Origin of the sequence: Cellulosimicrobium cellulans, from assembly GCF_007679345.1 — a bacterium.
GTDB classification, from domain to species: domain Bacteria; phylum Actinomycetota; class Actinomycetes; order Actinomycetales; family Cellulomonadaceae; genus Cellulomonas; species Cellulomonas cellulans_A.
In genome coordinates this window covers 38,819-64,978 of sequence record NZ_VEGH01000005.1, presented here as the reverse complement: position 1 = coordinate 64,978, position 26,160 = coordinate 38,819, and the positions used below count along the sequence as shown (strand labels likewise).

The following is a 26,160-nucleotide window of genomic DNA, read 5'->3' as shown; positions in this document are numbered from 1 at the left end:
GGAACGCATGAGTGTGGACGTCTCGATCGCGGCGCTGGACACCGCCGCGTCCGAGCTGGAGACGGTGGCGTCGGAGCTGCAGGCGCTGGACGTCGCCGGCGCGTTCGCGGGGATCGAGGCGGCGCTGCCCGGCTCGGCCGTGCCGGACGCGGCCGTGTGGGTCTCGACGCGCGTCGGCGCCGCGGTGCAGGTGCTCGGGGAGAACATCCGCGGGATGTCGGCGAGCGCCTCCGGGTCGGCCGACGGCTACCGCGCGGCGGACGGGTCAGTGCAGACCCGGTTCGGCGCGATGGGGGCGTTCTGATGGCCGCGCTCACCCTGGAGGTCGTGCGGAGCTGGCGGCCCGAGGCGCTGTCGGAGGCCGCGACCGGCGTCGGCACGGCGCAGGAGGCGGTCGACGCGCAGGTGCGGGCGGCCAAGGCGGCGATGACCCGCCTCGGCGACCACTGGGACGGAGACGCCGCCCAGGCCGCCGCACAGCGCATGGCGAGCGAGGCGACCACCGGGTTCGCGCTGGCGGACGCCCTGGAGGCGGCGCGCTCGGCGCTCGCCTCGGGTGCCACCGACCTCGGCCGGGCCAAGTCCGCCGTGCTCGCGACCGTCGACGCGGCGACCGCGGCCGGGTTCACCGTGGCCGGCGACGGCCGGGTCACCGCGCCCACGCTCCCGCCGGTGATGACCGCCGCGGGCGACCCCGACGGCGCCGGCGCGCAGCGGGACGCCCAGCAGCGCGCGCTGAACGCCGAGGCGCAGGAGCACGCCGACGCCATCGCGACGTCGCTGCAGGACGTGGCGACCACGGACCAGCAGGTCGCGGACAAGCTGTCCGCCGTCGAGGTGCCGCAGACCCTCCAGTCGGCCGTCGACGCCTATCTGCAGCGCGCGTTCGCGAGCGGCGACGTCATCGGCGCGCTCGGTTCGGTCGGCGCCGGCGGCGTCGCGCTGGCGCAGGTGATCAAGGGCGTCATGAAGTCGGTGACCAAGGGCAAGGCGTTCCTGGACTTCCTCCGGGCCTCCGGCGCGCCGATCACGCACTACCAGGCGATGCTCGACAACTTCGCCAAGGCCGACGCTGCGATGGACGTGTTCAAGAACGGCAAAGCGCTCAACCCGACGCTCGCGCGCCTCCTCGGTCCCCAGGTCACGTCGGCGATGCGCGTGGCCGGCAAGGCGTTCCTGCCGCTGACCGTCGTGACCGGCCTCGCCGACACGGTGACCGGCGGCGGCTACGACGGCGCCCGCGGCTGGGCGACCCGCGGTTTCGGCCTCGCGGGCGCGGCCGGCGCGGGCACGCTGATCGCCGTCGGCACGGGCGCGCTCGCCCTCGGCCCGGTCGGCCTGGCCGTCGCCGGCGGCGCGGTGCTGGCCTACGGCGCGTGGAGCGTCGGCAACCTGATCTGGGACAACCGCGAGGCGATCGGCGACTTCGTGTCGACGGCGGGCAAGGCCGTCTGGGACGGTGCGACGACCGCGTGGAACGCGACGACGGACGCGGTGTCGGACGCCGCCGACTGGGCGGGAGACCAGGTGGACAAGGCCAAGGACGCGGTGTCCGACTTCGGCAAGGGCGCGCTGAGCGTGCTCTCGGGCGGGCTGCTGTGACCGCCGCGCCCGAGGCGGCTGCGTCGCCGGAGACCCCCGGCGCCCCGGTGCCGGTCGAGGTGCTGACCGACGAGGAGCTCGCGATCCTCGCCGGCCCCGGCGGCCTCGTCGTCGCGCCCTACCTCGCCACGCTGCCCGACGCCGAGCGCGAGGTCGCGCTGCGCACCGCCTACCGCGGCCTGCTCGCGCGCGGCATCGTCGACCCGCCGACCCCCGCGGCGCTCGCGGCCGCCGTCGGCGAGCCGACCGTCGAGCTCCAGGTCCGCCAGGACGTGCTGTCGCTCGTGGCGCTCCGCCGCGGCGCGTCGGCGACGGTCTGCGTCGCCCGGTCGACCGTCCTCGGCCAGGACTACTGGTACGCGCACGTGGTCCGCGACGTCGTGCTGGTCGAGCAGGTCACGACCGATGGGCAGCACCGGTTCGCGCTCGCCGCGGCGGGCACCCTGGGCGACCTGCTGCTCGACGCGGCGGTGCACCCGGAGACGACGGACGGCACGGGGCCGGAGATCGCGGTCGCCGACCCCGACGAGCCGCCCACCGAGGTCGTCGAGCACCTCGGGTCCGCGCTGGTCCGCGCCGACGTCGTCGTGCGGGTGCCGGACGACCGCGAGCCGGAGCTGCTCGGGCTGTTCACCGGGCCGGGCGGGGCGTGGGTGCTGTCGGCGCGGGAGGCGTCCGGGGGTCCCGTGGTCGCGCGGCCGCTCAGCCGGGCGGCGCTGGAGGCGCAGGTGCGGGAGCTCGCGGAGCGGGCCGTGTCGACCGCGGCGGCGGTGGCGTCGGCGGCGGCCGGGGCGCGATGACCGAGACCCTGGTCCGGATCCCGGCCTTCTCGTCGCGGTCGTCGCGGCGCTGGATCGTCGCGACGGCCGTCGGGGTGGTCGCCGTGCTGGGCTACCTCTGGGTCGCGCAGCCCGAGAACCGGGTCTTCCTGCTGCTGATGGTCCCGCTGGCGTTGTACCTCGTGGTGCTGGTGTGGCAGTCGACGTGGCTCGACCCCGTAGGCGGCTCGCTGGTGCGCGTGCGGTGCCGGGTGTGGCGCCGCGAGGTGCGGCTCGAGCCGGGCACGGCGGTGTCGCTGGTGCCGAACGGTGGTGGCGCGCTCCTGCTCAGGGCGAAGGCGGCGCGGGGTCCTGCCCTGTACGCCTCGCTCGTGGCGCGGACCGACTACCTCGACCAGTCTCAGCCGCCCGCCCTGCTGCGGCAGATCGCCGACGCCGTCGAGCGGCACCGTGCCGGCGGCGCGCGCCCGGTCGCCGAGGCGTTGCGCAAGCAGGCGGCCCACCTGGAGGCGGGCGGCACCGTCGCGAGCTCGCCCCTCGCCGGGCTGATCACGACCGGCGTGCTCACGGCCGCGAAAGCCGGTGGCGCGGGCGCGGTCGGCGGCCACCTGGGCTGACGGGCGGCACCCCGGTCAGGCCGCCGGCCCCCGGCGCGCCTCGATCAGGTGCCGCGTCGAGTGCGCCACGACCGGCCGCCCGGCCCGCATCTCGGCGTCGAGAGCCCGCAGCGTGTCCTCGTAGCGGTCGACCGAGAAGTCCGGCACCCACCACACGCACTTCCGCAGCACCCAGACGACTGCCCCGACGTCGTGGAGCTCCATGCGGCAGGTCGCCCGCCGCAGGTCCACGACGGTCAGCCCGGCGCGCTCGGCGTCGGCCGCCTCGTCGTCGGGGTCGCGCGCGACCGGCCCCGGCACCGGACCGACGAACCGCTCGATCAGCTCGAACGCCGACCGCGGCCCGACGTGCTGCCCGAGGTAGGTGCCGCCGGGCCGCAGCACGCGGTGGATCTCCGCCCAGTCCGGCCGCACGGGGTGCCGCGAGCTGACGAGGTCGAACGACGCGTCGGGCAGCCGTACCCCGTCGCCGGGCTCGACCACCTCGACCCCGCGGGGACCGAGCAGCTCGCGGGCGCGGCGGGCGTTCGGCGGCCAGCCCTCGGTCACGACCATCCGCGGCGGGAGCACCGGGGCCTCGGCGACGACCTCGCCGCCGCCGGTGTCGACGTCGAGCGCGGAGTCGACGCGCGCGAGGCGGTCGGCGAGGAGGCGGGCGTAGCCCCACGGCGGGCGCTCCTCGGTGGCGCGGCCGTCGAGCCAGCCGAAGCCCCAGCCGGTGACGTCGGCGGCGACGGCCTCGGCGGCCAGGTCCTCGAACGAGCGCATCGCGGCATCGTCGCATCGCGGGGGCGCGGTCGCGGCGTTTCTGCCGAGGTCGAGGGTTCGCGCCGAGGTCGAGGGGTTCAGCAGCCCTGCGCGCGAGAACCCCTCGACCTGGGCGGGGGACGCCTCAGGACCGGGCCGCGAGCAGTGTCGCCGCCACCTCGCGCGCGCGGGTGAACGGCCGGTCGAACGTCCCCGTCCCCACGGTGACGATCGCGCCCTCGTAGACCAGCATCAGCGCCCGCGCGGTGTCCTCCGGGTCCCGCACGCCGGCCTCCCGGCACAGGTCCGCCAGCAGGCCGAGCTGCCAGGCCTTCTCCGCGGCCGTCTCGGCGAGCACGGAGTCCCCGTCGCCCGCCGACGACTCCGCCCGGGCGTTGATCGCGCTGCATCCCCGGGGGCTGTTCGCGGTGGACCACGACTCCGCGGCGTCGAACACCGCCAGCACCCGGTCCGGCCCGGGCTCGGGCACGCGGTCCAGCGTGGCGAGCAGGTGCGCGCGCCACCGCGCGTCCCGCTCCTGCAGGTACGCGACGACCAGCGCCTCCTTCGACCCGAACCGGTCGTAGAGGGTCTTCTTGGTGACGCCCGCGGCCTCGGCGATGCCGTCGACGCCGACGGCGTGGATGCCGCGCTCGTAGAACAGCTCGGAGGCGGCGTCGAGGACCCGGCGCGCGCCGGGGGTGAGCGGGGTGGCGGGCTCGGGCGCGACCATGTCCCGGAGTATACCGAGCGGTCTACCGAGCCGGCGAGCGTGGCGCCGGAGCGGGGGAGGGGTGCCGGGGCTTGCGCTTCCCACGAGAGTGAATGTACAGTCACTCACATGACACGGACGACGCTCTCCACCGCGGACCTCCGCCGACCGGTCGTCGCTGCGGCGGCCGTCCAGGAGTTCGCCCGCGGCGGCTACCACGGCACGACGATCGCCGACGTGGCGCGCGCCGCGGCCATCTCCCCGGCCTACGTGGTGAAGCTGTTCCCGACCAAGGAGCGCCTGTTCGTCACCGCCCTCGAGGCCTGCTTCGACCGGGTCGTCGAGGCGATCGCCGCCGGCGCCGACCGCGCGGAGGACGCGTCCCCGGAGGGCGTCCTGTCCGCGATGGGGGAGGCCTACGCCCACCTCATCGCCGACCGCACCCTGCTCATGCTCCAGGTGCACGCGCAGTCCGTGGCCGACCTCCCCGAGATCGGGGAGGCGCTCCGCGCGGGGCTGCGCGAGGTCGTCGACTTCGCCAAGGACCGCTCCCGCGGCTCCGACGAGGCCGTGCAGCGCTTCATCGCGTACGGCCAGCTGTGCCACCTGATCGTCACCGCCCAGGTGGACCAGGTTCCCGAGGCCTGGGCCCGCCTCCTCGTCGAGGGCATTCGGCACCCCGGCTGACCCCCGCTCGGCAGGCACCGCTGCCGAGCCTCGTCCCCGAGACCCGCTCGCCCGCAGTCGCGAAGTGAGTGGCTGTTCACTCTCTCTCCATCGCACACCCAGGAGGACTCCATGACCACCCACGACACCATCCCCACCACGATCGACGAGTCCGCGACGGTGGTCGTCCGCCGCGAGATCCGGGTCGACGCCCCGGTCGACCTGGTCTGGCGCCTGCACACCGACGTCGCCCGGTGGCCCGCCTGGCAGACCGACGTCGAGTCCGCGGAGGTCGACGGCCCGCTCGCGCCGGGGGCGTCCTTCCGGTGGCGGACCCACGGGCTGGACGTCACCTCGACCGTCTTCGCGGTCGACGCGCCGCACCGCATCCTGTGGGGCGGCCCCGCCCAGGGGATCGACGGCATCCACGAGTGGATCTTCACGGCCGACGGAGACGGGACCGTCGTGCGGACCGCCGAGTCCTGGGAGGGCGACCCGGTCCGCCAGGACGCGGCGAACCTGCGCGCGGCGCTCGACGCGTCGCTGGGCGCGTGGCTGGAGCGGCTGCGCGCCGAGGCCGAGGCGAAGGTGGCCCGGCGGGCGCGCCGGGTGCGCCGTCGGCGGTGGGCGAAGGCCCTGGCCTGGGCGTCGCTCGGGCTGACCGGTCTGTTCGTCCTGGCCGAGCCCTGGCTGCTCGTGCCGGTCGTCCTGTTCGTCGTCGCGCTGAGCCTGTGGGACTGACGCCGTGACCGCCCCCACGCCACGCGACCCCCGGCGCACCTCGGCACGGGCCGGCGTCGCGCCCGGTCGACCGGCGCGCGCAGCGGTGCTCGCCGCGGCCGCGCTGACGATCATGGCCCCGGCCCTGATCGCCCCGAGCCTGCCGGCGATGGCCGACCACTTCGGGGACGACACCCTGGTCCGGCTCGCGCTGACCGTCACCTCGCTGGCCATCGCGGCCGGCGCGCCGCTCGCGGGCGTGCTCGCCGACCGGTTCGGGCGCCGCCCCGTCCTGGTCGGCGGGCTCGGCGTCAGCGCGGTCGCCGGCACGGCCGGGCTCCTGGTGGGCGACCTCGGTGCGCTGCTCGCGACGCGCGCCGTTCTCGGCCTCGGCGTCGGCGCGGTCACCACGGCGGTCGGCGCCCTGCTGACCGACTGGTTCCGCGGTCCGCGACGCGCCGCCTACCTGGGCTACCAGCAGGCCGCCGCGAGCCTCGGCGGGGTGCTGCTCCTGCCGCTGGCGGGCCTCCTGGCCGGCGCGGGCTGGCGCGCGCCGTTCGGGCTCTACGCCCTCGCGGCACCCGTCGCGGTCCTGGTGCTGGTGGCCGTCCCACGGACGGGGTCCGCCCCCGGTCGCCCGCTCGCCGACGACGGGGGCCGGTCGTCCGGCGGGCCGCGCCCGCGCACCACCGGTCGGGTCCTGGGCGTCTACCTGCTCGCCCTCGCGGCGACGGCGGTGTTCTACCTCGCGCCCACCCAGCTGCCGTTCCTGCTGGGCGACCTCGGTGCGGGACCCGGCGTCGTGGGCGTCGCGATCGCCGCGTCGACGCTGTCGAGCCTGATCGGCTCGCTCGCCTTCCCGGCCGTGCGGCGGCGCCTGGCGCCGACCGCGATCACGATCACCGCGCTGCTCCTGCTCGGGATCGGGTGGGTCGTGGTCGGCCGGGCGACGGGGACCACCCCGGTCCTCGCCGGGCTGCTGGTCGGCGGGCTCGGCGTCGGCCTCACGGTGCCGAACCTCAACCTCCGCCTCGGCGACCTCGCCGCGGACGGACGCCGCGGCCGGGTCCTGGCGGGACTCGTGACCGGCATCTTCCTCGGGCAGTTCCTGTCGCCGCTGGCGGCGGGGCCGCTCGTGGCGCTCCTCGGGCCGGGCGGCACGTTCGTCGCCGCCGGGCTCGCCACCACCGCCGGTGCGCTCGTCGCCGCACCGGTCCTGCTCCGGCCGCGCCGCGGCCGCTGACCCGCACCACCACCGAGAGGAAACGACCATGATCGTCCACGGCAACCGCTTCACCATCAAGCCCGGCGTCACACCCGAGCAGCTCGAGGAGGCCCTCGAGAGCCTGCGCCACCAGGGCCGCGTCATCCCGTCCGTGCGCTCGTTCGTCGTCGGCCGCGACTTCGGCGGCGAGTACGAGTGGGGCGCGACGTTCGTCATCGAGGACCTCGACGGCTACTGGGAGTACCTGATCCACCCGGCGCACCGGAGAACCGACCGCGTGGGCCTGCCGCTGGTCGACCGGTTCGCGTCGTTCGACATCACGGACGACGAGGACCCCGACATGGGCGCGAAGATCGCCGCGCTGCACCAGCGCCGGTACGACGCCGACGCCACCCTCACCGACCTCGTCTCGGGCCTCGGCGAGTACACCGGGTCTGCGGCGCCGGGACCGCACGGGCGGGGCTGATCTCCCGTGCCGCACCGCGCCGGGCCGGCCCACGGGGCCGGTCCGGCGCGGTCGTGCGCCCAGCGGCCTGCGGGTCCCGGACGGTCGTGCGGACCGGGTGAACGCCGCGAGGCGACCCCCGTGGCGCCCGCGCGGCGCCGCCGATGATCCGTAGCGCCAGGCGCTCGTTCGCGGCGATGCCCACGACGACGCCGAGCGGTCGACCGGCGCTCGCGGACGGCGGACCCTCAGGACACCAGGATCTGCGTCGCCGACTCCTTCAGCCGGCTGTTCGCCCACTTCGCCTGCCGCAGGTTCTCCGGGTGGCACCGCTGTGTCAGGGCGAGCAGGTCGTGGTGCCGGATGCCCTGCGCCGCCTGGCCGAGCAGCTCCCAGTCGACCGAGACGCCCTGCGCGCTGAGGTAGATGTGCCGCAGGTCCCGCAGCAGCGCGAGCTCCGGCGGCCCGGACCGCCCGACGGCCTCGGCGGCCCGCTCCCGGACGCGCTTCGCGAGCCCGGTGTCGTGCACCGGGTCGGGGTCGAGGTCCAGACTGTAGCCCGTGCCGACCTCGGCGATCCGCCGGACGTGGTCGACCGACCACGCGGCCAGGTCCCGCGCCAGGTGGTGGATCTCGTGGTCGGTGCCGTGCCGCTCGGACAGCCGGAGCAGGTCCTCGGCGAGCTCCGTCTCCGAGCGGTGCAGCTCCCGCAGGGCCAGGTCGATCTTCATCGCCCCTCCTCGCCGTCCGCCGTCGGGCTGCTCGTCGGGCGAGGGGTCGGGGCGCGGGGCGGCCCGACCTCCTCCCGGACCTCGGCCGCCGGCCCGCCGACGGTCGCCGGGACGCGGGCCGCGACGGGCGCGGAGGCCGTGGTCGTCGGGGCCGGCGCGGGCGCCGTGCCGCGGCGCACGAGCGTCACCCGCGCCGCCGCCGTCTTGAACAGCGGCTGCTTCGAGCACGCGTCCCAGTCGGTGATCGTCAGCTCGTTCGCCGCCCGCCCGGCCGCGCCCGGCTCGTGCCCGGCCTCCGTGTCCCAGTAGCCGTAGTGGAACGGCAGGAAGACCACACCGGGCCGGATGCCGCTCACCCGCACCGGCCCCTCCACGGCGCCCCGCGGGCTCCGCACCTCCACCACGTCGCCCTCGGCCACGTCGAGCGCCACCGCGTCCTGCGCGGACAGCTCCACCCACACGTCGGGCGCGGCGCGGTCGAGCTGGGGTGCCCGCCCCGTCTTGGTGCGGGTGTGGAACTGGTAGAGCGTCCGGCCGGTGACGAGCTGGAACGGGTACTCCTCGCTGGGGATCTCGTGCGGCGGGAGGTACGGCGCCGCCTTGATCAGGGCGCGGCCCTCGGGGTTGAGGGCGCGGTACTCGGTCTCCTCCATCGGCGCTCCGGTGACGAGGTCGCGCCCGTAGGCCTCCGCGACGTCGGGCGCCGCCCAGAACCGCCCGTCCGCGTACAGCCGCTCGGTGCCCTCGGGGTGCTCCTCGGTGCACGGCCACTGCACGCCCGACCCGCCGCGGAGCAGGTCGTAGGACATGGCGGTGTAGTCGCACGGCCGCCCCCGGCTGCACTCCTGCCACGCGGCGAACGCGGACGCGGGGTCGTGCCAGTGCACGAGCGGGCTGCCGTCCTTCCCGCGGAAGTCCATCCGGCGGGCGAAGTCCAGGAAGATGTCCAGGTCGGCGCGCGCCTCGCCCGGTGGGTCCACGGCCTTCTCCGACAGGTGCACGGTCCGGTCGACGTTGGTGAAGGTGCCGGTCTTCTCGCCCCAGGTCGCGGCGGGCAGCACGACGTCGGCGATCTGGGCCGTCTCGGACAGGAACACGTCCTGGACGACCAGGAACACCCGGTCCTGGCTCAGTACCGACCGCACCCGTCCGAGCTCCGGCAGCGAGACCAGCGGGTTGGTCGCCTGCACCCAGAGCATGCCCATCGAGCCGTCCTCGAGGTACCGCAGCATCTGAATCACGTGCGTGGGCGGCGACCAGTGCGGGATGGCGTCCGGCTCGACGTTCCACACGCGGGCCAGGTCGGCGACCTGCGCGGCGTTCGACCAGTTCCGGAACCCGGCCAGGTCGCCGTCGGCGCCGCACTCGCGGGTGTTCTCCGCGGTCGGCTGCCCGTTCATCTGCAGCACGCCGCGGCCGGGCGCGCCGAGCATGCCCCGGACCAGGTGCAGGTTGTTGACCTGCACGGCCGCGGCGGTCGCCTGGTTCGACTGGTAGAAGCCCTGCAGCACCGTCGACAGCAGGCGGTCGGCGGTCCCGACGAGCTCGGCCGCGGCGCGGAGGTCGGCCACGGGCACGTCGCAGATCCGCGCGACCCGCTCCGGCGGGTAGTCCGCGACCATCTCCTCGAGGTCGGCGAACCCGACGGTGTGTGCGGCGACGTACCACTCGTCGACCCAGCCGTGGCCGAGGACCTCGTGCAGCAGCCCGTTCATCAGGGCGACGTTGGTGCCCGGCCGCGACGCGAGGTGCACGGTGGCGGCGCGGGCCACCGGGGTGAGCCGCGGGTCCACGCAGAGCACCCGCGGCGGGTTCGGCCCGGCGAGCCGGTCGAGGACGCGGGTCCACAGCACCGACTGGGTCTCGGCCATGTTGTGCCCGAACAGGGCGATCGCGTCCGCGTGATCGACGTCGGTGTACGACCCCGGCTGGCCGTCGCAGCCGAACGACTCCTTGAGCGCGGCCGCCGCGGTCGCGGTGCACAGCCGGGTGTTGCCGTCGACGTGGTTCGTGCCGATCCCGGCGTGGGCGACGACCGCGAGCGTGTAGTACTCCTCGAGGAACAGCTGCCCCGAGGTGTAGAACCCGATCGAGCTCGCGCCGCGCTCCGCCAGCAGCGCCTGCGTCCGCTCGACGACCCGCCCCATCGCCTCGTCCCAGGACGCCTCCACCAGCCGGCCGTCCTCGCGGACCAGCGGGCGCGTGAGCCGGTCGGGGGAGGCGTTCGCCTGCCAGCCGTACAGGTCCTTGGGGCCGAGCCGGCCGTGGTTGACCCGGTCGGCGGCGCGGCCGCGCACGCCGACGATCCGGCCGTCGCGGACCGCGATGTCGAGCGCGTCGCCGTTGGAGTGCAGCAGGGACGCGCTCTGCACCCAGCGGTCGACGTCCTCGGCGGTCAGACCGTCCGCGAGGAACTGGTCCACCCGGGTCGGCCAGGTCTCGCCCGGCCCGTACGGGGTGCGCGTGCCCCACGGCTGCGCGACCCGGTCGACGGTCGTCATGGTGCCTCCGCCTCGTCGTCGAGGACCCGGGCCTGCTGCACGACCCTGGGACCAGTGAAGGAGCGCGCGGGCGAGGGCGCAACAGGGTCCGCCGGGCGGCCGGGTAAACAGGTCGGTATAGTCGCGCCGCATGGGTAGACAGATCGGTGTACTCGGGCGGGTCGTGACCGCGCTGGCGGCCGGGGCGTTCGTCGCGAGCTGGAGCTCCGGGTTCGTCATCGCGAAGGTCGCGACCGTCGACGCCCCGCCGCTGACCCTCCTGGTGTGGCGGTTCGTCCCGGTCGCGGTCGCCCTGGTGGTGGTGACGCTCGCGACCGGGGCCGCCCGCGGCGTCCCGCGCGCCGACCTGCGCCGGCAGGCGGTGATCGGGCTGTTCGCCCAGCTCGGCTACGTCGTGCTCGTGTACGCCGCGATCGCCGCGGGCGTGGCGACAGGGACCACGGCGCTCATCGACGCGGTGCAGCCGCTGGTGGTGGCGACGCTCGTCGGGCCGCTGCTCGGGCTGCGGGTGCGCGGGGCGCAGTGGGCCGGTCTGGCCGTCGGCGCGGTCGGGGTGCTGCTCGTCGTGCGGTCGCAACTGGGCGGGTCGCAGGCGTCCGCGGCGGCGTACCTGCTGCCGCTCGCGGCGATGGCGTGCCTGGTGGTGGCGACGTTCCTCGAGCGCCGGTCGCCCTCGCGGCCGCCGGTGCTCGTCGTGCTCACGGTGCAGGTGGTCGTGACGGCCGCGGCGCTGCTGGTCGCGGCGACGGCCACCGGCACGCTCGCCCCGCCGACGGACGCCGGGTTCTGGGTGGCGACGGCGCTCGCCGCGGTGTTCCCGACGGTCGTCGCCTACGGGCTGTACTGGTGGCTGCTGCGCCGGATCGGGGTGACGGCGCTCAACGCGCTGCTGTTCCTGGTCGCGCCGGCGACCGCGGCGGCGGGCGCCGTCGGGCTGGGAGAGCCGCTGACCGCGGTGACGGTCGTGGGGTTCGCGCTGTGCGGGGCCGGGGTGGCGGTGGTGCTGGCGGTGGAGGCGCGGGTTGCGCGGGCGGCGTCACCCGCGCCCGCGCCCGTCAGCGCCGGCGCGCCCGCCCCGCCCCGAACGGCCCCCCGAACACGATCGTGATCCCGAGGACGAACCCGACGTCGTACCAGTTCCCCGAGTTGAACACCTCGTACGGCGAGACGGTCCGGGTGAACAGCGACACGATCCAGGTGATCGGCAGGATGATCCCGTGCCAGAGCCCGAGCCAGAACCCGGCCGGCTCCTCGGCCCCGGGCGGCGGCTGGCCGACGTCGGGGTTCACGCCGGCGGCGCAGGCGGCGAGCAGCAGCACGGTCGCGGCGGCGACCCCGACGGCGACGACGACGCGGGTGCGGGGTCGGCGGGCGTGGCGGGTGTCCATGCCGGTCATGCTGGCAGCGCGCCTCGCAGCGCGCCTCGCAGTGCGCCTCGCACTCGCCGAGATGGCACATCTCGGCTGTGCGAGGCGCCCGCCTGCAGTCGAGAGTTGCCATCTCGGTGTGAGGTCCGGGGCGTCAGACGGCGCCGGTGCTCTCGCGGGCGCGCACCGTGTGCGGCGCCGTGACCTCCACCGCGGGGGTGTCCGGGTCCGTGATCCGCGCCGCGATGCGCGCCACCGCCTCGCGGGCGATGAACGGCGTGTCCAGCGAGACCGTCGACAGCGTGGGGCGCGAGTACCGGCCCTCCTCGATGTCGTCGATCCCGATGACCGCGACGTCCTCCGGCACCCGCAGCCCGGCGTCGAACACGGCGCGCATCGCGCCCATCGCGAGCAGGTCGGAGTAGCAGAAGATCGCGTCCGGCCGGTCGGGCAGCGCGAGCAGGGACGCCGCGGCCGCGTACCCGTCGGCCCGCCGGTAGTGCGCGGCGGCGCGCAGCAGCGCGGGGTCGACGGCCAGCCCCGCCGCGCGCAGCGCGCGCTCGTAGCCGGTGGTGCGCTGCTGCGGCGTGGCGTACGACTCCTCCGGCTGCGCCCCGATCGCGGCGATCCGGGTCCGCCCGACGGCGACGAGGTGCGACACCGCGTCAGAAGCGGCCTGCACGTTGTCGATCGCCACGTGGTCGTACCGGCCGTCGAAGTCGTGCTCCCCGAGCAGGACCAGCGGCATGGTCGACGAGCCCTGCATCTCGAGCAGCTCGGACCGCGTGACCAGGGGGCTGAACAGGACGCCGTCGAACAGCATGGTCCGGTCCGCGCCGGTGAGGAGCTGCCGCTCGCGCTCGTGGTCGTGGCCGGTCTGGTCGACCATCACGCGGTAGCCGAGGTCGGCGGCGGCGTTGATGACCTCGCGGGCGAGCTCGGCGAAGTACGGCAGGTCGATCTCGGGGACGACCAGCGCGAGCACGCCGGTGCGGCCGGTGCGCAGGGTGCGGGCGACCGGGTTCGGCCGGTAGTCGAGCTCCTCGATGGCGGCGAGCACGCGGGTCCGCATGCGCTCGCTCACGTGGGTGTACCCGCTGACCACGTTCGACACGGTCCGCACGGAGACCTGGGCGTGCTCGGCGACGTCGCGCAGGGTCGCGGCCATGCCACCTCCTCGTCGTGGGTGAAGCCCAGCATAGGGGTCTTGCAACGTGTGCAAAGAGCGGCTACTTTGCACACGTTGGCAAAGACGCAAGCCGGACCCGACGACGCCCCGCCCCCGCGGCGTCGACGCCCGATCGCACAAGGGAGTGCCGATGCACCCGACCCACCCCGCCCGGCGAGCCCGCCGCGGACGCCCGATCGCCCTGGTGGCGACCGCGCTCGCCGCCGCGACCGCGCTCGCCGCCTGCGGCCCCTCCATCTCCGGCGGCGGCTCCGACGACGGCGGCAGCACCGCCGCGGCCGACGCCGACCGCCTCCAGGCCCCGACCGGCGACAGCCCCAGCGGCGAGATCACCATCTGGGACCGCTCCGGCGACCTGTTCAACGTCTTCGACGCCGTGATCGACGACTTCAACGAGGTGTACCCGGACATCGTGGTGCACCACGAGGCGGTCGACGTCGACGCGAAGCTGCAGAACACGCTCATCACCGAGACGGACGTCCCCGACGGCGTGTTCCTCGACGACGCCAAGGTCGCGGGCTACGCGGACTACCTGTGGGACCTCACCGACGTCCTCGAGCCGTACACCGACGACATCGCGCCGCAGAAGATCGACGTGAACTCGCTCGACGGCGGAATCTACGGCGTCCCGTTCGACCTCGACCCCGGCCTGCTGTTCTACAACGCGACCGCGCTCGAGGCGGCCGGCGTCGACGTCACGCAGATCGCGACCTACGACGACCTGCTCGAGGCCGCGCGGCAGTACCAGGCCGCCGTGCCCGGGTCGAAGCCGATCCACCTCGAGCAGAGCGCGTTCCTCGGCCAGCTGCAGCTCGAGATGTACGCCAGCCAGCTCGGCACGTCGATCGCGGACGAGGACGGCGAGCTGCGGCTCGACTCCGACGCGTACCGGCAGATCCTCGGCTGGCTGGACACCGTGCAGGCCGAGGGCCTGGGCACCCGCGCCGAGTACCTGTCGCCCAGCGACGTCGGCCCGCTGGAGAGCGGCCAGCAGGTGTTCTACCCGTGGGCGATCTGGTTCTCGTTCGCCCCCGAGCAGCAGCTCACCCAGACCTCCGGCGACTGGCGGGCCATGCCGCTGCCGGCGTGGGAGGACGGCGGGGCGCGGTCCGGCGCGATGGGCGGCTCGTCCTTCGTGCTGCCGAAGGCCGGGGAGAACTCGGAGCTCGCGTGGCTGTTCTACGAGTTCCTCATGTACGACGAGGCCGGCTACTCCGCGGTCTGGGGACCGAACGACACCTACCCGAACGGCCTCGCCACCTCGATCCCGGCCTACGCGCCGGCGGCCGACCCCGAGAAGCCGCTGTTCGGCCCCGTGGCCGGGCTCGGCGACCAGGACCTGTGGACCACCGCGGTCGAGGCCGGCTCCGAGATCCCGGGCGGCGCCCCGACCCCCGCGTGGTGGGCGGGCGCCGTCGACTACCTGGGGACCAACGTGCAGCGCATGCTCGACGGCGAGCTCACACCGGACCAGGTGATCGAGCAGTCGACCGCCGACATCCAGGCCAACCTGGTGGACCGGCAGTGACCGCTGCCGCCACCACGGCACGCGTCGCGACCCGGGGCAGGGTGCGCCCGCACCTGCCCCGGGCCGTGGCCCCGTACGTGTTCGTCGCCCCGTTCGTCGCGATCTTCGTGGCGTTCAGCGTCTACCCGATGCTGTTCACGCTGCGGCTCTCCTTCACCAACTGGCGGGGGAGCGGCGCGGCGGAGTGGGTCGGGCTGGGCAACTACACCTACCTGCTCGGCAACGAGGCGTTCTGGTCGTCGCTCGGCAACTCCGCCGTGCTGTGGCTGCTGATCGTGCCGGTGCAGATGGTGCTGGCCCTCGTCGTCGCTGTGCTGCTGGACAACGCGAAGACCCGGATGCGCGGCTTCTACCGGATCGCGTTCCTGGTGCCGTTCGTGACGCCGCTGGTGGCGGTCGCGCAGATCTGGGTCGTCGTGTTCGACCGGGACTACGGCGCGGTCAACGGCCTGCTGAACCTGGTCGGGCTGCCCGACGTCGGCTGGCTGACGACGACGCAGTGGGCCAAGCCGACCCTCGCGCTGCTGTTCGGCTGGAAGACCACCGGGTTCATCGTCGTGATCCTGCTGTCCGGGCTGCAGTCCATCGACGGCGCGGTCTACGAGGCTGCGTCGATCGACGGGGCGTCGCCGGTGCGGAGGTTCCTCAGCATCACCGTCCCGCTCGTGCGCCGCACGCTGATGTTCTCGGTCGTGCTGCAGACCCTCGCGGTGTTCCAGATGTTCGCCGAGCCGTTCGTCGTCACCGACGGCGGTCCCTACGGCTCGACGACCACCGCCGGCCTGCACCTGTACGACCACATCAACCGGGCCGACCTCGGCACCGGCGCGGCCAACTCGTTCCTGCTCGTGATCATCGTGATGGCGCTGTCGCTGGGGTTCGTGCGGCTGCTCCGGTCGGAGGACTGATGACCGCCACCGAGACCCGTCCCGTCGGCTCGGCGCCCCGCGCGCCGCGCCGCCCGGCCGACCCGCGCGCCGGCCGCGCCCGCGGCCCCCGCCGGCGCTGGGCAGCCGGCCCGCTCGCCACCCAGGCGTTCCTGCTCGTCCTGGCGCTCGCGTTCCTCGCGCCGGTGGTGTGGGCGCTGGTGTCGGCGTTCAAGCCGGCGACCCAGATCGTCGGCGACCCGCTCGGGCTCGACCTGTCGTCGCTGACCCTGGAGAACTTCCGCCGGATGTTCGCGGACGTGCCGATCGGCCAGGGGTTCCTCAACACCGCCGTCGTGCTGGTGGCCAAGGGCTCGCTGACCCTGTTCTGCGCCCCGCTCGCCGCCTACGCGTTCGCCAAGTACACGTTCCGCGGCCGCGACCTGCTGTTCGGCACGGTGCTCATCACGCTGATGCTCCCGACGATCGTGCTGATCATCCCGCTGCTGCTGGAGATGAAGGAGCTCGGCTGGGTCAACACCTACCAGGCGCTGATCCTCCCCGGCGCCGTCGACGCGTTCGCGATCTTCTGGATGCGCCAGGTGATCGCGGCCGTCCCCGACGAGCTGCTCGACGCCGCCCGCGTCGACGGCTGCACCGAGTTCGGCATCTTCTGGCGGATCGTGCTGCCGGTGATCCGGCCGGCGCTCGCGGGCCTCGCGGTGCTGACCGTCATGAACATCTACAACGACTTCGTCTGGCCGGTCGTCGCCGCCTCGTCCTCGCGGATGGCGACGCTCCAGGTCGTGCTGTCGACGCTCGCGCAGAACATCACCGGCAACCGGATCGGCGCCGACTACGCCACCGTCACCGGCGAGCTGCTGGCCGCCGCGTCGATCGCGCTGATCCCGCTCCTGCTCGTCTTCATCGCCCTCCAGAAGCACTTCATCAACGGCATCCTCGCCGGAAGCGTCAAGGGCTGACCCTCCACTTCGTCCCCGAAAGGCCGCACGATGACCGCAGCCCTGCCCGCCGTCCCCCGACCCGAGTACCCGCGCCCCGACCTCGACCGCTCCGGCCGCTGGGTCCCGCTCAACGGCACCTGGGACCTGGACCTGCCCGACGGCACGGTGCCCGTCGTGGTGCCGTTCGCCTGGGAGACCGCGGCGTCCGGCGTCGCCCGCACCTGGCTCGAGCACGCGACGTACCGCCGGTCGGTCACCGTCCCCGCGGACTGGGCCGGGGCCCGCGCGCTGCTGTGCTTCGGCGCGGTGCACCACCGGGCGGTCGTGCGGGTCGACGGGGCCGAGGTCGCCGAGCACGTCGGCGGGCACACCCCGTTCGAGGTCGACCTGACCGGCGTCCTGGCACCCGGCGCCACCGGGATGCTGGAGGTCGAGGTGCACGCCCCCGCAGACAAGCGGTCGATCCCGCACGGCAAGCAGCGGTCGATCCCGCGCGACGACTACGACGGCGTGTCCTTCACGCCGACGTCCGGCATCTGGCAGAGCGTGTGGCTGGAGGCGCGCGGGTCGACCTACGCCGCGTCGATCGCGGTCCGGGGCGACTCGCTCGCGGGCTTCGAGGTGACGGTCCCGCTGGCCGGCTCGGCGCCGGCCGGGGCCCGGGTCGAGGTCGAGGTGGTCGAGGGGTCGGCCGCGGGGGAGCGGCTCGCGCTCGTGGCGGGCGCCGACGGCATCGCGCGCGGCCGGCTCGACCTCGCGGAGCCGCGGACGTGGAGCCCGGCCGACCCGCACCTGTACGTCCTGGCCGTGTCGACCGACGACGGCACGCCGGGCGACGCCGACGCGGTCCGGGTGACGGCGGGCCTGCGCCGCGTCGAGACGTCGGGCGAGCACCTGCTGCTCAACGGCGAGCGCCTCTACGTCACCGGGGTCCTGGACCAGGGCTACTGGCCCGGCACGGGCCCGACCGCGCCCGACGAGGCCGCGCTGCTCGCCGACCTGGAGCTCGCCCGGGACCTCGGGTACACGCTGGTGCGCAAGCACATCAAGCTCGAGGACCCGCGCTGGCTGCACGCCGCCGACCGGATGGGCATGCTCGTCTGGGCGGAGCCGCCGGCGCCGAGCCGGTTCAGCGCGGCCGCGGCAGCGGCGTTCGAGGCGCAGCTCGCGCCGATGGTCGAGCGGGACGGCAACCACCCGTCGATCGTCATCTGGGGCCTCTACAACGAGGAGTGGGGCCTGGACTGGGACATCCCGGGGTCGCCCGAGCGCGCGGAGGCGGCGGCCCGGGCGTACGACCTGCTGCGGTCGCTCGACGACACCCGGCCGGTCGTGGAGAACTCCGGCTGGGCGCACGTCCGCAGCGACCTGGTCGACTGGCACTACTACGACGAGGACCCGGCGTCCTGGGCGGCGAACCTCGCGGCGCTCGCGGACGGCACGCGCGAGGACTTCCCCGTGAAGCTGGGGCCGGACTTCGTCGTCGACAAGTCGTTCTACGGCTCGGCGTCGTTCCCCCGCACGGGCGTGCCGGTGCTGAACAGCGAGTACGGCGCCGGGTTCACCTCGCTGGAGCGCGGCTGGCACCTGCGCTGGCAGACCCAGGAGATCCGCCGGCACGACCGGTTCGTCGGCTACGTCTACACCGAGCTCACCGACGTCGAGCACGAGATGGCCGGTCTGCGCGACGCCGACCGGCGGCCCAAGGACCTCGGCGGCGTCGACCCGCGGGACGTGAACGCGCCCACGACGCTGGTGCTGGACCTGGTCCCGGCGCACGCCGGCGCGGACATCCCGGTGCCGTTCGGTCCGCTCGACCTCGACGTGCACGTGTCGCACCACGGCCCGACGCCGCTGCTCGGGCGGGTGCGGGCGGCGTGGGTGCCGGCGGGGACGCCGTTCGGTGCGTCGCCGGTCGAGGCCGTGGCGGAGTGCGAGCCGGTGAAGGCGGAGCCGTACGTGCTGAGCGGGGCCGTGCGCGTGACGGTGCCGTCGCCAGGCGCCGTGCCGGCGGCGCGGCTGCATGTCTGGCTCGTCGACGAGGACGACCGCGTCCGCGCCCGGGCCTTCGTCGACGCGGCGCCGATCGAGCCCCCCAACCGCCGCGGCGCGCGCCCGACGCGGGCGGGCGCGACCCCGCCCGCCCCGCCTGCCTGACCCGGCCGGGGCCGCCGAGACTGCAGAACCGGACTGTGCGCGCGGGGCGTGCCGCAGTCCGGTTCTGCCGTCTCGGCGCACGCGCGGCGCCCGGACGGGTGGCGCTCGACGCACAGGGGCGCCGCGGAGTCGGAGCCGCCGTTACAGTGCGTCACGTGACCTCGTTCTACGACGACCCGGACGCCGCGATCGAGCGCGTCCAGGCCGACATCCGCGCCGCTCAGGAGCGCGCCGTCAAGGCCGCCGAGGTGAAGGACGCGCTCGACCGCCTCCGCGGCCGGGCGCGCAGCCCGCGCGGCGAGGTGACCGCCGAGGCCGACCCGTCGGGCCAGCTGGTCGACCTCCAGCTCGCCGACGGCGCGACCGACCTCGCGCCCCGCGACCTGGCGGCGCTCATCGTCGAGACCGTCCGCGCCGCGGGCCGGGACGCCGGGCGCCAGGCGCTCGCGGTCACGGCCGACGCGTTCGGTGCGGAGTCGCCCGTGACCGAGCACCTGCGCGGCGAGCTCGCCGGTCGGCTGCGGTGATCGCGTGAACGGGGGATTCGAGGTCGACACCGAGGTGCTGCGGCGCCACGGCACGCGCGTCGGCCAGGTGGCCGGCGACCTCGGCACCGCGCAGGCGGCCGCCGGTTCCATCGACCTGCACGGCGGCGCGTTCGGCGTCCTGTGCTCGTTCCTGCCGGGCATCGTCTCGGGCGTCGACAGCGCCGCCCGGGACGCCGTCACGGCGATGCGCGAGGCCGCCGACGGCATGATCACCGAGCTGGGCGCGATGGCGCGCTCGATCGACGAGGCCGACCAGCGCGTCGAGGCCCGCATGCAGTCCATCGCCCGGGCGCTCGACCGGTGACGGCCAACCCCCTGGTCGCGGGGCCGGTCGACACCTCGACCGCGTTCGGCGGCGCCGGCCTGCTCGACTCCGTGACCCAGCTGTCGGCGTCCCTGCAGTCGGGCGACTGGCTCGCGGCGGGGCTCTCCGGGGTCGGCGTCGCGCTGGACACCGCCGCGGCCGTCATGGACCCCCTGGGCTCGCTCATCGCCGCCGGGCTCGGCTGGCTGATGGAGCACCTGGAGCCGCTCAGGGGCTGGCTGAACGACCTGACCGGCGACGCCGGTGCGGTGCTCGGGTTCGCCGCCACGTGGGAGAACGTCGCGACCGCGATGAACGGCGCGGGCGACGAGCTCAACCGCATCGTGACCGCCGACCTGGAGGCGATGTCGGGCTCCTCGGTCGTCGCATACGCGACCTACGCGAACAACCTCGCGGACCGGGTGCGCGCCGGGGGTGGATCCGCGTCGGCCATGGCGTCCGCCCTGCGCACGTGCTCGACCGTCGTCCAGGTGGTGCACGACCTGGTCCGGGACGCGCTGGCGCAGCTCGTCGGCTCGATCATCTCGTGGGCCGCGGAGCTCGTCCTGACCGTCGGGCTGGCGACGCCCTACGTGGTGTCGCAGGTGACGACCCGGGTGTCGTCGCTGGCCGTGCGGGTCGGGCGGTCGGTGACGGACCTGCTCACCTCGGCGAAGTCGCTGAAGGGGCTGCTGGAGGCGATGAAGGACGTGCTCGCGCGGCTCGCGTCGGGCGTGCGGGGACGGTTGCCCGGTGGGAGCGGGGCGCCATCGGCGCCGCGGGTGCCCGATGGGCCGTCGGTTCCAGCGCGCAGCCCGCTCCCGGATATCGGCGACCTCGACGCGCTCCATCCCAAGAACCCGGGCGGCGACCTCGACGCGTGGTCCGACGCGGTCGCGGCGCGGCACCCGACGCTCGAACCGGACGAGGTGCGCAACATCTACCGGTACACGACGGACCAGGGGTACCAGGAGATGAACGGCTACCTCCGGAACCCCTCGGCCTACTCGGACGCCGATGCCGTCCGGATCCGGAGCGAGGTCGACTCCGCGGTGTCGGGCATGTCGAAGCTCCCCACCCACGGCGACACCACCTTCCGGGGTACCTACTTCCCCGAGCCGGTGCTGGAGCAGTGGCAGCAGGTCGGGAACCACGTGAGCGACCGGGCGTTCTGGAGCACCTCGACGGAGGCCGGCGTCGCCGAGGACTTCCGGATACGGAACGGCGGCAACGCCTTCGTCACCGTCGAGGGGCGCAGCGGGGTCGACGTCCAGCCGCTCTCGCACTACGGGAGAGAGGCGGAGGTCCTGATGCCGCCAGGCACGGTGTTCGAGGTCCGCGAGGCGCAGCTGATCGGCGAGGGTGCCGGCAGCTACTGGTCGTTCGTCGGGAGGGAGGTGGCACGATGAGCCCGGTGGACGATGCGACGCAGGACCCCCGGCCGGACCCGCGGACCTGGAGCTCCGACGACCTCGAGGGGCTCTCCCCCGAGGAACGCAAGCGGCAGGTCGAGGGCATGCTGCAGCGTGCCCTGGAGGAGAGCAGGCGGCGCATCGGCGAGCTGCGCCCGGGGGACATCAGCGATCGCAAGGGCAGGATGCCCACGATCACCGAGCTGGTCTCGACGCCGGAGGAGCGCGCAGCACGCGCAGAGCAGGAGCGACGCCGGTGAGCACCCCGCTGAGCAGCTTCCTCGACGCCATCGCCAAGCTGCCCGCCTTCAACGGGATCACCTTCCGCGGGCTGGCGGTCGGTGAGCCGCTCCCGCACGCCGTCGGCGTCCTGGCAGGCGTGGTCTCGTCCTCCCGCAGCGCGCGTGTGGCGACGGAGAACTTCTCGGCGGCCCGGTTGCTCGTCCTGCTGAACCGGACGGGGCGCAGCATCGCCGAGTTCTCGGAGCACCCCGGGGAGGGCGAGGTCGTCGTCCGCCCCGGCACGGTCTGGCGCGCGCTGATCGAGGTCACCGTCACCGGCACTGAGATACCCGTGCTGGTGCTGGAGGAGCTCGACCCCTCGGGGACGACGCCTGCCCCGACCGAGTGGGGCGACACCCTGGACGAGCTCGCCACGCGCGTCGTGCGCCTGGTCCAGCAGGGACTGGCCGCAGATCCGGAGCCCGTCGCCGTGCCGGGCAAGTACGTCGGGCCGTGGCCCACGCAGCCGCTGCCCACGCAGGACGGCACCGCGCCGTCCTGACTACCGGCGCGGAGTGGGACGACGATGATCCGCTGCCGCGCGACGAGAAGCCGGTTCGCTTCTCCCGGCCTGCACCGTGTACACAGTGCCTATGAGCGGGGTCCTGGTCTACGCCGACAAGATCGACGAGAACGCGGCGGAGGTCCGCTACGAGGTCCGCCGCGACCAGCCGGACGGCCAGGTGGACGGCGTCCTGGTGATCGAGACCTCGGGCGACCGGAACACCTGGCACGTCGAGGGCAGGAACGCGTCCAGCGCGCTGGCCGGCCTGGTCGTCGGCCGCGCGGTCCGGCACCGCGGCGAGCAGGGCGCCTGGCCCGACCGGGTCGCGCAGCAGTAGCACCCCGCTACTCCGGGGCGGCCGCCAGCTCGTCCCACACCGGCCCGTACCCGAGGCGCGCCTGCTCCATCGCGACGACCTCCCGCGCCAGCCCCGCCTCGGTCACGTCGACCGCCGCGACGGCCGCCGCAGCCACCGACGACTCCCGCACGTAGGCGTCGAACACCCGTCGCTTCCCGGCCAGCAGCTCGACGATCCGCTCGTCCACGCCGTCTTCGGTGAGCAGCCGGTGCGCGACGACCGCCCGCACCTGGCCCATCCGGTGCAGCCGGGCGACGGCCTGCGACTCCGCCGACGGGGTGAGCTGCGGCTCGCAGAGCACCGCCACGGACGCGGCCTGGAGGTTGAGCCCGACGCCGCCGACGGTGATCTGCGCGACCAGCACGCCGTCGCGGGGCCCGGCCGAGAAGGCGTCGATGACCTCCTGACGCTCGTCGGCGGGGACGTCGCCGGTGAGCGGGCCGAACACCCGGGGCGCGCCGGCCCCCGCCCCCAGCGCCCCGGCGACCACGTCCAGCACGTCCCGGAAGTACGAGAACACGACCGTGGGCTGCCCGTTCGCCCCGGCCTCGGCGACGAGCTCGCGCAGCCGGCCGAGCTTGGTCGACTCGCCCGGGTCGGCCGTGAGCCAGGCCGCGCGGCGCATCGCCATGAAGTTCCCGCTCGCCACCGCGGCCCGGTAGACCTCCTCGCCGGCGGGGGACAGGTCCTCCCACTCGTCGACCAGGACCAGGTCGGGCAGCTCGACCAGCACGTCGGCCTGGTTCCGTCGCAGGTAGACCGGCGCGACGTCCCGGCGGAAGGTGTCCGCGCCCACGAGGCCCAGGTGCCGCGGGAGCGACCCCGCCAGGTCCGGGTCGAGGAGTCGCACGAGGGCGACGAAGTCGTCGATCCGGTTGTCCATCGGCGTGCCGGTCAGCAGCAGCACCCGCCACACCGCCGCCGCCCACGCCGCCACCGCCCGGGACCGCTGCGCCTCCGGGTTCTTCACGTAGTGCGCCTCGTCGACGACCAGCATCGCCACCCCGTCGGCGCCGTCGAGCGGCACGTGCGGGAGGCCCTCGAACGTCGTCACCCCGATCCCGCCCTCGGCGTGCCAGCGGGCGATCGCCGCGGCGCGGTCCGGCCCGTGCAGGCGGTGCCCGGTCAGGGTGGTCTTCGCGTCGATCTCGCGCAGCCAGTTCACCAGCACCCCGGCGGGGCAGACGACGAGGAACCGCCGCTCGCCGCCGGCCGCCAGGTGTGCGATCGCGGCGAGCGCCTGGACGGTCTTGCCGAGGCCCATCTCGTCGCCGAGCAGCGCCCGGCCCTGGTTGAGCGCGAACCGCGCGCCGAACTCCTGGTAGCCGCGCAGCGGGACCCGCACGGCCGCCAGGTCGAGCGGGTGCGCGGCGACCCGGTCGGCGAGCTCCGCCGTGAGCAGGCCGCGCGCGGCGAGCACGTCCTGGGCGAGCGGCACGATCGTGCCGAGCACGCCGTACAGCTCGGCCGCGCGGCGCTCGAAGACCTCCCACAGCGCGGGCCCGTCGGTGTCGGGCGCGGCGCAGGCGGCGGCGAGCCGGTCGATCGTCGCGGCCAGCCCTCCCGCGTCGAGCATGGCGTGCCAGCCCGCCAGGGCCGCCAGCGCCCGGCGCGCGCGGTCCTTCGTCGCCCGCCGGGACAGCGCGAACCGCAGCCGCCCCGCGGCGGGTGCGGCGGACGCCGCGTGCACCGGCACCGCCGAGGCGTAGGCGGTGAGCGCCTCGCGGTGCGGCTCGACGAGCGGGCGCAGCCGGAGCAGCCGGTCGAGCAGCCGGAGCACCTCGGCCGTGGTCGCGGTGTCGGGGCGGCCGGACCGGTCGACCTCCAGGCGCACCGGAACCCCGGCCCGCACCGCCTCGGCGAGCTGGTCGACCGCGGCGACGACGCTCCGGGCGGTCTGCGTCCCGACGCCGGGGACCTCGTCCAGCGCGGCAGCGGGGACCCCGAGCAGGTCGGCGGCGGTGGCGTACCCGGCGTCCGTCAGGGCCCGCAGCCGCAGGTTCCGGTCGGTCATCGCGCCGAGCTGCTCGACGGGGACGACGCCCAGCTCGGCGCGGACGCGCTGCTCGCGGTCGGTCTCGACCAGCCCGGCCACGCGGACGGTCGCGCCGTCGAGGTGGTCGAGCACCGCGCGGGCACGGTCTGCGAGGGCGACGTGCCGGGCGAGCAGGTCGCGCGCGGCGGCGCCGGGCTCGACCGGGGCGGGCTCGGCGAGGGGCGCGGTGCTCATCGCCCGCGATGCTACGGGGCGGGCGTCTCCGTCGCCGTCGGACTCGGCGCCGCCCCGGTCACCCGCACGGTCAGCAGGTCGCACTGCACCGGCGCCGACTCCGCGCACCGGGCCTCCGGCGCCAGCCACACCTCGACCCGGTCGCCGTCGCGCAGCTCGGCCACCGTCGCCTGCGAGCCGTCGGCGGCGAGCACCGACGGCTCCTCGGCCAGCCCGGCGAGCGCCATCCCCTCGAAGGACGGGTCCGACGCCTCGGTGAGCGCCCCGCCCGCGACCACCCCTGTCACGTCCGGCGTCGGCTGCCCGCCCAGGTGCTCGGACGCGGACGGCGCGGGGGAGGCGGGGGAGCCGGCGGGGCCGCAGCCGGCGACGAGGCCGGTCACCGCGGCGATCACCGCCGTCCCGAGCAGGGCGACGGCGGGTCGGCGGACGGCGGGCACGGACCGATCGTCGCACCGATCCGCGCGGCCGGAGAACCGCGGGCCGCCCCCGGATGCGGCATCGCCCCGCAGTCCGCAGGCTGAGGGTCACCGAATCGCCGAGAGGGGTACGTCGATGCGCGCCATGGTGTACCGCGGGCCGTACAAGGTCCGCGTGGAGGAGAAGGACGTCCCGAGGATCGAGCATCCGAACGACGCGATCGTGAAGGTCGTGCGAGCCGCGATCTGCGGTTCCGACCTGCACCTCTACCACGGGATGATGCCCGACACCCGGATCGGCCACACGTTCGGCCACGAGTTCATCGGGGTGGTCGAGCAGGTCGGCTCCTCCGTGCAGAACCTGCAGGTCGGCGACCGCGTGATGGTGCCGTTCAACATCTACTGCGGGACGTGCTTCTTCTGCTCGCGGGGCCTGTACTCGAACTGCCACAACGTGAACCCGAACGCGACCGCGGTCGGCGGCATCTACGGGTACTCCCACACGACCGGCGGCTACGACGGCGGCCAGGCGCAGTACGTGCGCGTGCCGTTCGCGGACGTCGGCCCGCAGAAGATCCCGGACTGGCTGGAGGACGAGGACGCGCTGCTGATGACGGACGCGCTGTCCACCGGCTACTTCGGGGCGCAGCTCGCGGACATCCGCGAGGGTGACACGGTCGCCGTGCTCGGCGCGGGCCCGGTCGGCCTGTTCGCGGCCCGGTCGGCCTGGCTGATGGGCGCGGGCCGGGTCGTCGTGATCGACCAGCTCGACTACCGGCTCGAGAAGGCGGAGGAGTTCGCCTACGCCGAGACCCGGAACTACACCGAGTACCAGGACATCGTCGTCGAGATGAAGAAGGCCACCGACGGCCTCGGCTTCGACCGGGTGATCGAGGCGGTCGGCGCGGAGGCGGACGGCAACCTGATCCAGCACGTCACCGCGGCCAAGCTCAAGCTGCAGGGCGGGTCGCCGGTCGCGCTGAACTGGGCGATCGACGGCGTCCGCAAGGGCGGCACCGTGTCCGTGATGGGCGCCTACGGCCCGATCTTCTCCGCCGTGAAGTTCGGCGACGCGATGAACAAGGGCCTGACGCTGCGGATGAACCAGGCGCCGGTGGCACGGCAGTGGCCGCGGCTGCTCGAGCACATCCGCAGCGGCTATCTCAAGCCGTCGGACATCATCACGCACCGCATCCCGCTCGAGCACATCGCCGAGGGGTACCACCTGATGTCGTCGAAGCTCGACGGCATGATCAAGCCGGTCATCATCCCGGACGAGGGCTGA

The 26,160-nt window shown here is 74.8% G+C and carries 28 protein-coding genes; 20 read left to right on the top strand and 8 right to left on the bottom strand.

The genetic code is table 11. The features are described from left to right. The first annotated feature begins 7 nt into the window (after positions 1-7). Genes FS882_RS08215 through FS882_RS08200 form a run of 4 tightly spaced genes read left to right on the top strand, consistent with a single transcriptional unit; the run spans position 8 to position 2,998 of the window. Positions 8-304 carry a hypothetical protein gene (locus tag FS882_RS08215; protein ID WP_158372591.1) on the top strand — a complete coding sequence of 99 codons (297 nt, stop codon included), beginning with the start codon at positions 8-10 and terminating at the stop codon, positions 302-304. After that, positions 304-1,602: a hypothetical protein gene (locus tag FS882_RS08210; RefSeq protein ID WP_158372590.1), complete on the top strand. Its 1,299-nt coding sequence runs from the start codon at positions 304-306 to the stop codon at positions 1,600-1,602. Before FS882_RS08215 ends, FS882_RS08210 begins: the two co-directional genes overlap by 1 nt. Further along, positions 1,599-2,402, top strand: coding sequence for a hypothetical protein (locus FS882_RS08205; protein WP_158372589.1), 804 nt, complete (start codon positions 1,599-1,601; stop codon positions 2,400-2,402). The genes FS882_RS08210 and FS882_RS08205 overlap by 4 nt, the downstream gene beginning before the upstream one ends. Beyond that, positions 2,399-2,998, top strand: a complete 600-nt coding sequence (locus FS882_RS08200) for a hypothetical protein (protein ID WP_158372588.1) — start codon at positions 2,399-2,401, stop codon at positions 2,996-2,998. Before FS882_RS08205 ends, FS882_RS08200 begins: the two co-directional genes overlap by 4 nt. 15 nt (positions 2,999-3,013) lie before the next feature. On the opposite strand, the gene FS882_RS08195 is transcribed toward FS882_RS08200, so the two are convergent. Together FS882_RS08195 and FS882_RS08190 are read right to left on the bottom strand one after the other, a co-directional pair. After that, positions 3,014-3,766 carry a methyltransferase domain-containing protein gene (locus FS882_RS08195; RefSeq protein ID WP_158372587.1) on the bottom strand — a complete coding sequence of 251 codons (753 nt, stop codon included), beginning with the start codon at positions 3,764-3,766 and terminating at the stop codon, positions 3,014-3,016. A gap of 124 nt (positions 3,767-3,890) precedes the next feature. Beyond that, the gene (locus tag FS882_RS08190) at positions 3,891-4,478 is read right to left on the bottom strand and encodes a TetR/AcrR family transcriptional regulator (protein WP_158372586.1); all 588 of its coding nucleotides are present in this window, start codon (positions 4,476-4,478) and stop codon (positions 3,891-3,893) included. Between the two features lie 108 nt (positions 4,479-4,586). Between FS882_RS08190 and FS882_RS08185 the strand changes: the two genes are divergently transcribed. The 4 genes from FS882_RS08185 (at position 4,587) to FS882_RS08170 (ending at position 7,534) form a co-directional block, all read left to right on the top strand. Next, entirely contained in the window at positions 4,587-5,144 is a 558-nt protein-coding gene (locus tag FS882_RS08185) for a TetR/AcrR family transcriptional regulator (RefSeq protein ID WP_158372585.1), read from the top strand. Between the two features lie 111 nt (positions 5,145-5,255). Further along, positions 5,256-5,864: an SRPBCC family protein gene (locus FS882_RS08180; RefSeq protein WP_158372584.1), complete on the top strand. Its 609-nt coding sequence runs from the start codon at positions 5,256-5,258 to the stop codon at positions 5,862-5,864. Positions 5,865-5,868: 4 nt separating this feature from the next. After that, on the top strand, positions 5,869-7,086 hold the full coding sequence (locus tag FS882_RS08175; RefSeq protein ID WP_262348151.1) for an MFS transporter: 1,218 nt from the start codon (positions 5,869-5,871) through the stop codon (positions 7,084-7,086). A 28-nt stretch (positions 7,087-7,114) separates the two neighbouring features. Next, the gene (locus FS882_RS08170; protein ID WP_158372583.1) at positions 7,115-7,534 is read left to right on the top strand and encodes a Dabb family protein; all 420 of its coding nucleotides are present in this window, start codon (positions 7,115-7,117) and stop codon (positions 7,532-7,534) included. Positions 7,535-7,761: 227 nt separating this feature from the next. On the opposite strand, the gene FS882_RS08165 is transcribed toward FS882_RS08170, so the two are convergent. Both FS882_RS08165 and FS882_RS08160 read right to left on the bottom strand, forming a co-directional pair. Beyond that, on the bottom strand, positions 7,762-8,244 hold the full coding sequence (locus FS882_RS08165; protein WP_158372582.1) for a hypothetical protein: 483 nt from the start codon (positions 8,242-8,244) through the stop codon (positions 7,762-7,764). Beyond that, positions 8,241-10,745 carry a molybdopterin oxidoreductase family protein gene (locus tag FS882_RS08160; RefSeq protein ID WP_158372581.1) on the bottom strand — a complete coding sequence of 835 codons (2,505 nt, stop codon included), beginning with the start codon at positions 10,743-10,745 and terminating at the stop codon, positions 8,241-8,243. The genes FS882_RS08165 and FS882_RS08160 overlap by 4 nt, the downstream gene beginning before the upstream one ends. A 130-nt stretch (positions 10,746-10,875) precedes the next feature. Here FS882_RS08160 and FS882_RS08155 point away from each other — a divergent pair, with 130 nt between their 5' ends. Further along, positions 10,876-11,853, top strand: coding sequence for a DMT family transporter (locus FS882_RS08155; RefSeq protein ID WP_262348150.1), 978 nt, complete (start codon positions 10,876-10,878; stop codon positions 11,851-11,853). On the opposite strand, the gene FS882_RS08150 is transcribed toward FS882_RS08155, so the two are convergent. Both FS882_RS08150 and FS882_RS08145 read right to left on the bottom strand, forming a co-directional pair. Continuing rightward, entirely contained in the window at positions 11,801-12,133 is a 333-nt protein-coding gene (locus FS882_RS08150) for a hypothetical protein (protein ID WP_158372580.1), read from the bottom strand. The genes FS882_RS08155 and FS882_RS08150 overlap by 53 nt on opposite strands. 133 nt (positions 12,134-12,266) lie before the next feature. After that, the gene (locus FS882_RS08145; RefSeq protein ID WP_158372579.1) at positions 12,267-13,280 is read right to left on the bottom strand and encodes a LacI family DNA-binding transcriptional regulator; all 1,014 of its coding nucleotides are present in this window, start codon (positions 13,278-13,280) and stop codon (positions 12,267-12,269) included. A gap of 151 nt (positions 13,281-13,431) precedes the next feature. Between FS882_RS08145 and FS882_RS08140 the strand changes: the two genes are divergently transcribed. The 10 genes from FS882_RS08140 to FS882_RS08095 all read left to right on the top strand — a co-directional run bounded on the left by FS882_RS08140 (position 13,432) and on the right by FS882_RS08095 (position 22,205). Then, a complete protein-coding gene (locus FS882_RS08140; protein WP_158372578.1) occupies positions 13,432-14,829 on the top strand; it encodes an ABC transporter substrate-binding protein in 1,398 nt (465 codons plus the stop codon). Then, the gene (locus tag FS882_RS08135; protein ID WP_222848170.1) at positions 14,826-15,737 is read left to right on the top strand and encodes a carbohydrate ABC transporter permease; all 912 of its coding nucleotides are present in this window, start codon (positions 14,826-14,828) and stop codon (positions 15,735-15,737) included. Before FS882_RS08140 ends, FS882_RS08135 begins: the two co-directional genes overlap by 4 nt. Further along, on the top strand, positions 15,737-16,678 hold the full coding sequence (locus tag FS882_RS08130; protein WP_158372577.1) for a carbohydrate ABC transporter permease: 942 nt from the start codon (positions 15,737-15,739) through the stop codon (positions 16,676-16,678). The genes FS882_RS08135 and FS882_RS08130 overlap by 1 nt, the downstream gene beginning before the upstream one ends. Positions 16,679-16,708: 30 nt before the next feature. Beyond that, positions 16,709-18,817: a glycoside hydrolase family 2 protein gene (locus tag FS882_RS08125; RefSeq protein WP_158372576.1), complete on the top strand. Its 2,109-nt coding sequence runs from the start codon at positions 16,709-16,711 to the stop codon at positions 18,815-18,817. Between the two features lie 155 nt (positions 18,818-18,972). After that, positions 18,973-19,344: a YbaB/EbfC family nucleoid-associated protein gene (locus tag FS882_RS20930; protein ID WP_187365212.1), complete on the top strand. Its 372-nt coding sequence runs from the start codon at positions 18,973-18,975 to the stop codon at positions 19,342-19,344. A 4-nt stretch (positions 19,345-19,348) separates the two neighbouring features. After that, a complete protein-coding gene (locus tag FS882_RS08115) occupies positions 19,349-19,669 on the top strand; it encodes a type VII secretion target (protein WP_158372574.1) in 321 nt (106 codons plus the stop codon). Next, positions 19,666-21,078, top strand: coding sequence for an ADP-ribosyltransferase (locus FS882_RS08110; protein ID WP_158372573.1), 1,413 nt, complete (start codon positions 19,666-19,668; stop codon positions 21,076-21,078). The genes FS882_RS08115 and FS882_RS08110 overlap by 4 nt, the downstream gene beginning before the upstream one ends. Further along, positions 21,075-21,341: a hypothetical protein gene (locus FS882_RS08105; protein ID WP_187365211.1), complete on the top strand. Its 267-nt coding sequence runs from the start codon at positions 21,075-21,077 to the stop codon at positions 21,339-21,341. Before FS882_RS08110 ends, FS882_RS08105 begins: the two co-directional genes overlap by 4 nt. Further along, entirely contained in the window at positions 21,338-21,865 is a 528-nt protein-coding gene (locus tag FS882_RS08100) for a hypothetical protein (protein WP_158372571.1), read from the top strand. Before FS882_RS08105 ends, FS882_RS08100 begins: the two co-directional genes overlap by 4 nt. A gap of 91 nt (positions 21,866-21,956) precedes the next feature. Then, positions 21,957-22,205, top strand: coding sequence for a hypothetical protein (locus tag FS882_RS08095; RefSeq protein WP_147795687.1), 249 nt, complete (start codon positions 21,957-21,959; stop codon positions 22,203-22,205). 7 nt (positions 22,206-22,212) lie between these two features. Here FS882_RS08095 and FS882_RS08090 read toward each other — a convergent pair whose 3' ends face one another. Both FS882_RS08090 and FS882_RS08085 read right to left on the bottom strand, forming a co-directional pair. Further along, complete coding sequence (locus tag FS882_RS08090) at positions 22,213-24,456, bottom strand: DEAD/DEAH box helicase (protein ID WP_158372570.1); 2,244 nt, start codon at positions 24,454-24,456, stop codon at positions 22,213-22,215. An 11-nt stretch (positions 24,457-24,467) separates the two neighbouring features. Beyond that, positions 24,468-24,896, bottom strand: a complete 429-nt coding sequence (locus FS882_RS08085; RefSeq protein WP_158372569.1) for a hypothetical protein — start codon at positions 24,894-24,896, stop codon at positions 24,468-24,470. 115 nt (positions 24,897-25,011) lie between these two features. Here FS882_RS08085 and FS882_RS08080 point away from each other — a divergent pair, with 115 nt between their 5' ends. After that, complete coding sequence (locus FS882_RS08080; RefSeq protein ID WP_158372568.1) at positions 25,012-26,160, top strand: zinc-dependent alcohol dehydrogenase; 1,149 nt, start codon at positions 25,012-25,014, stop codon at positions 26,158-26,160.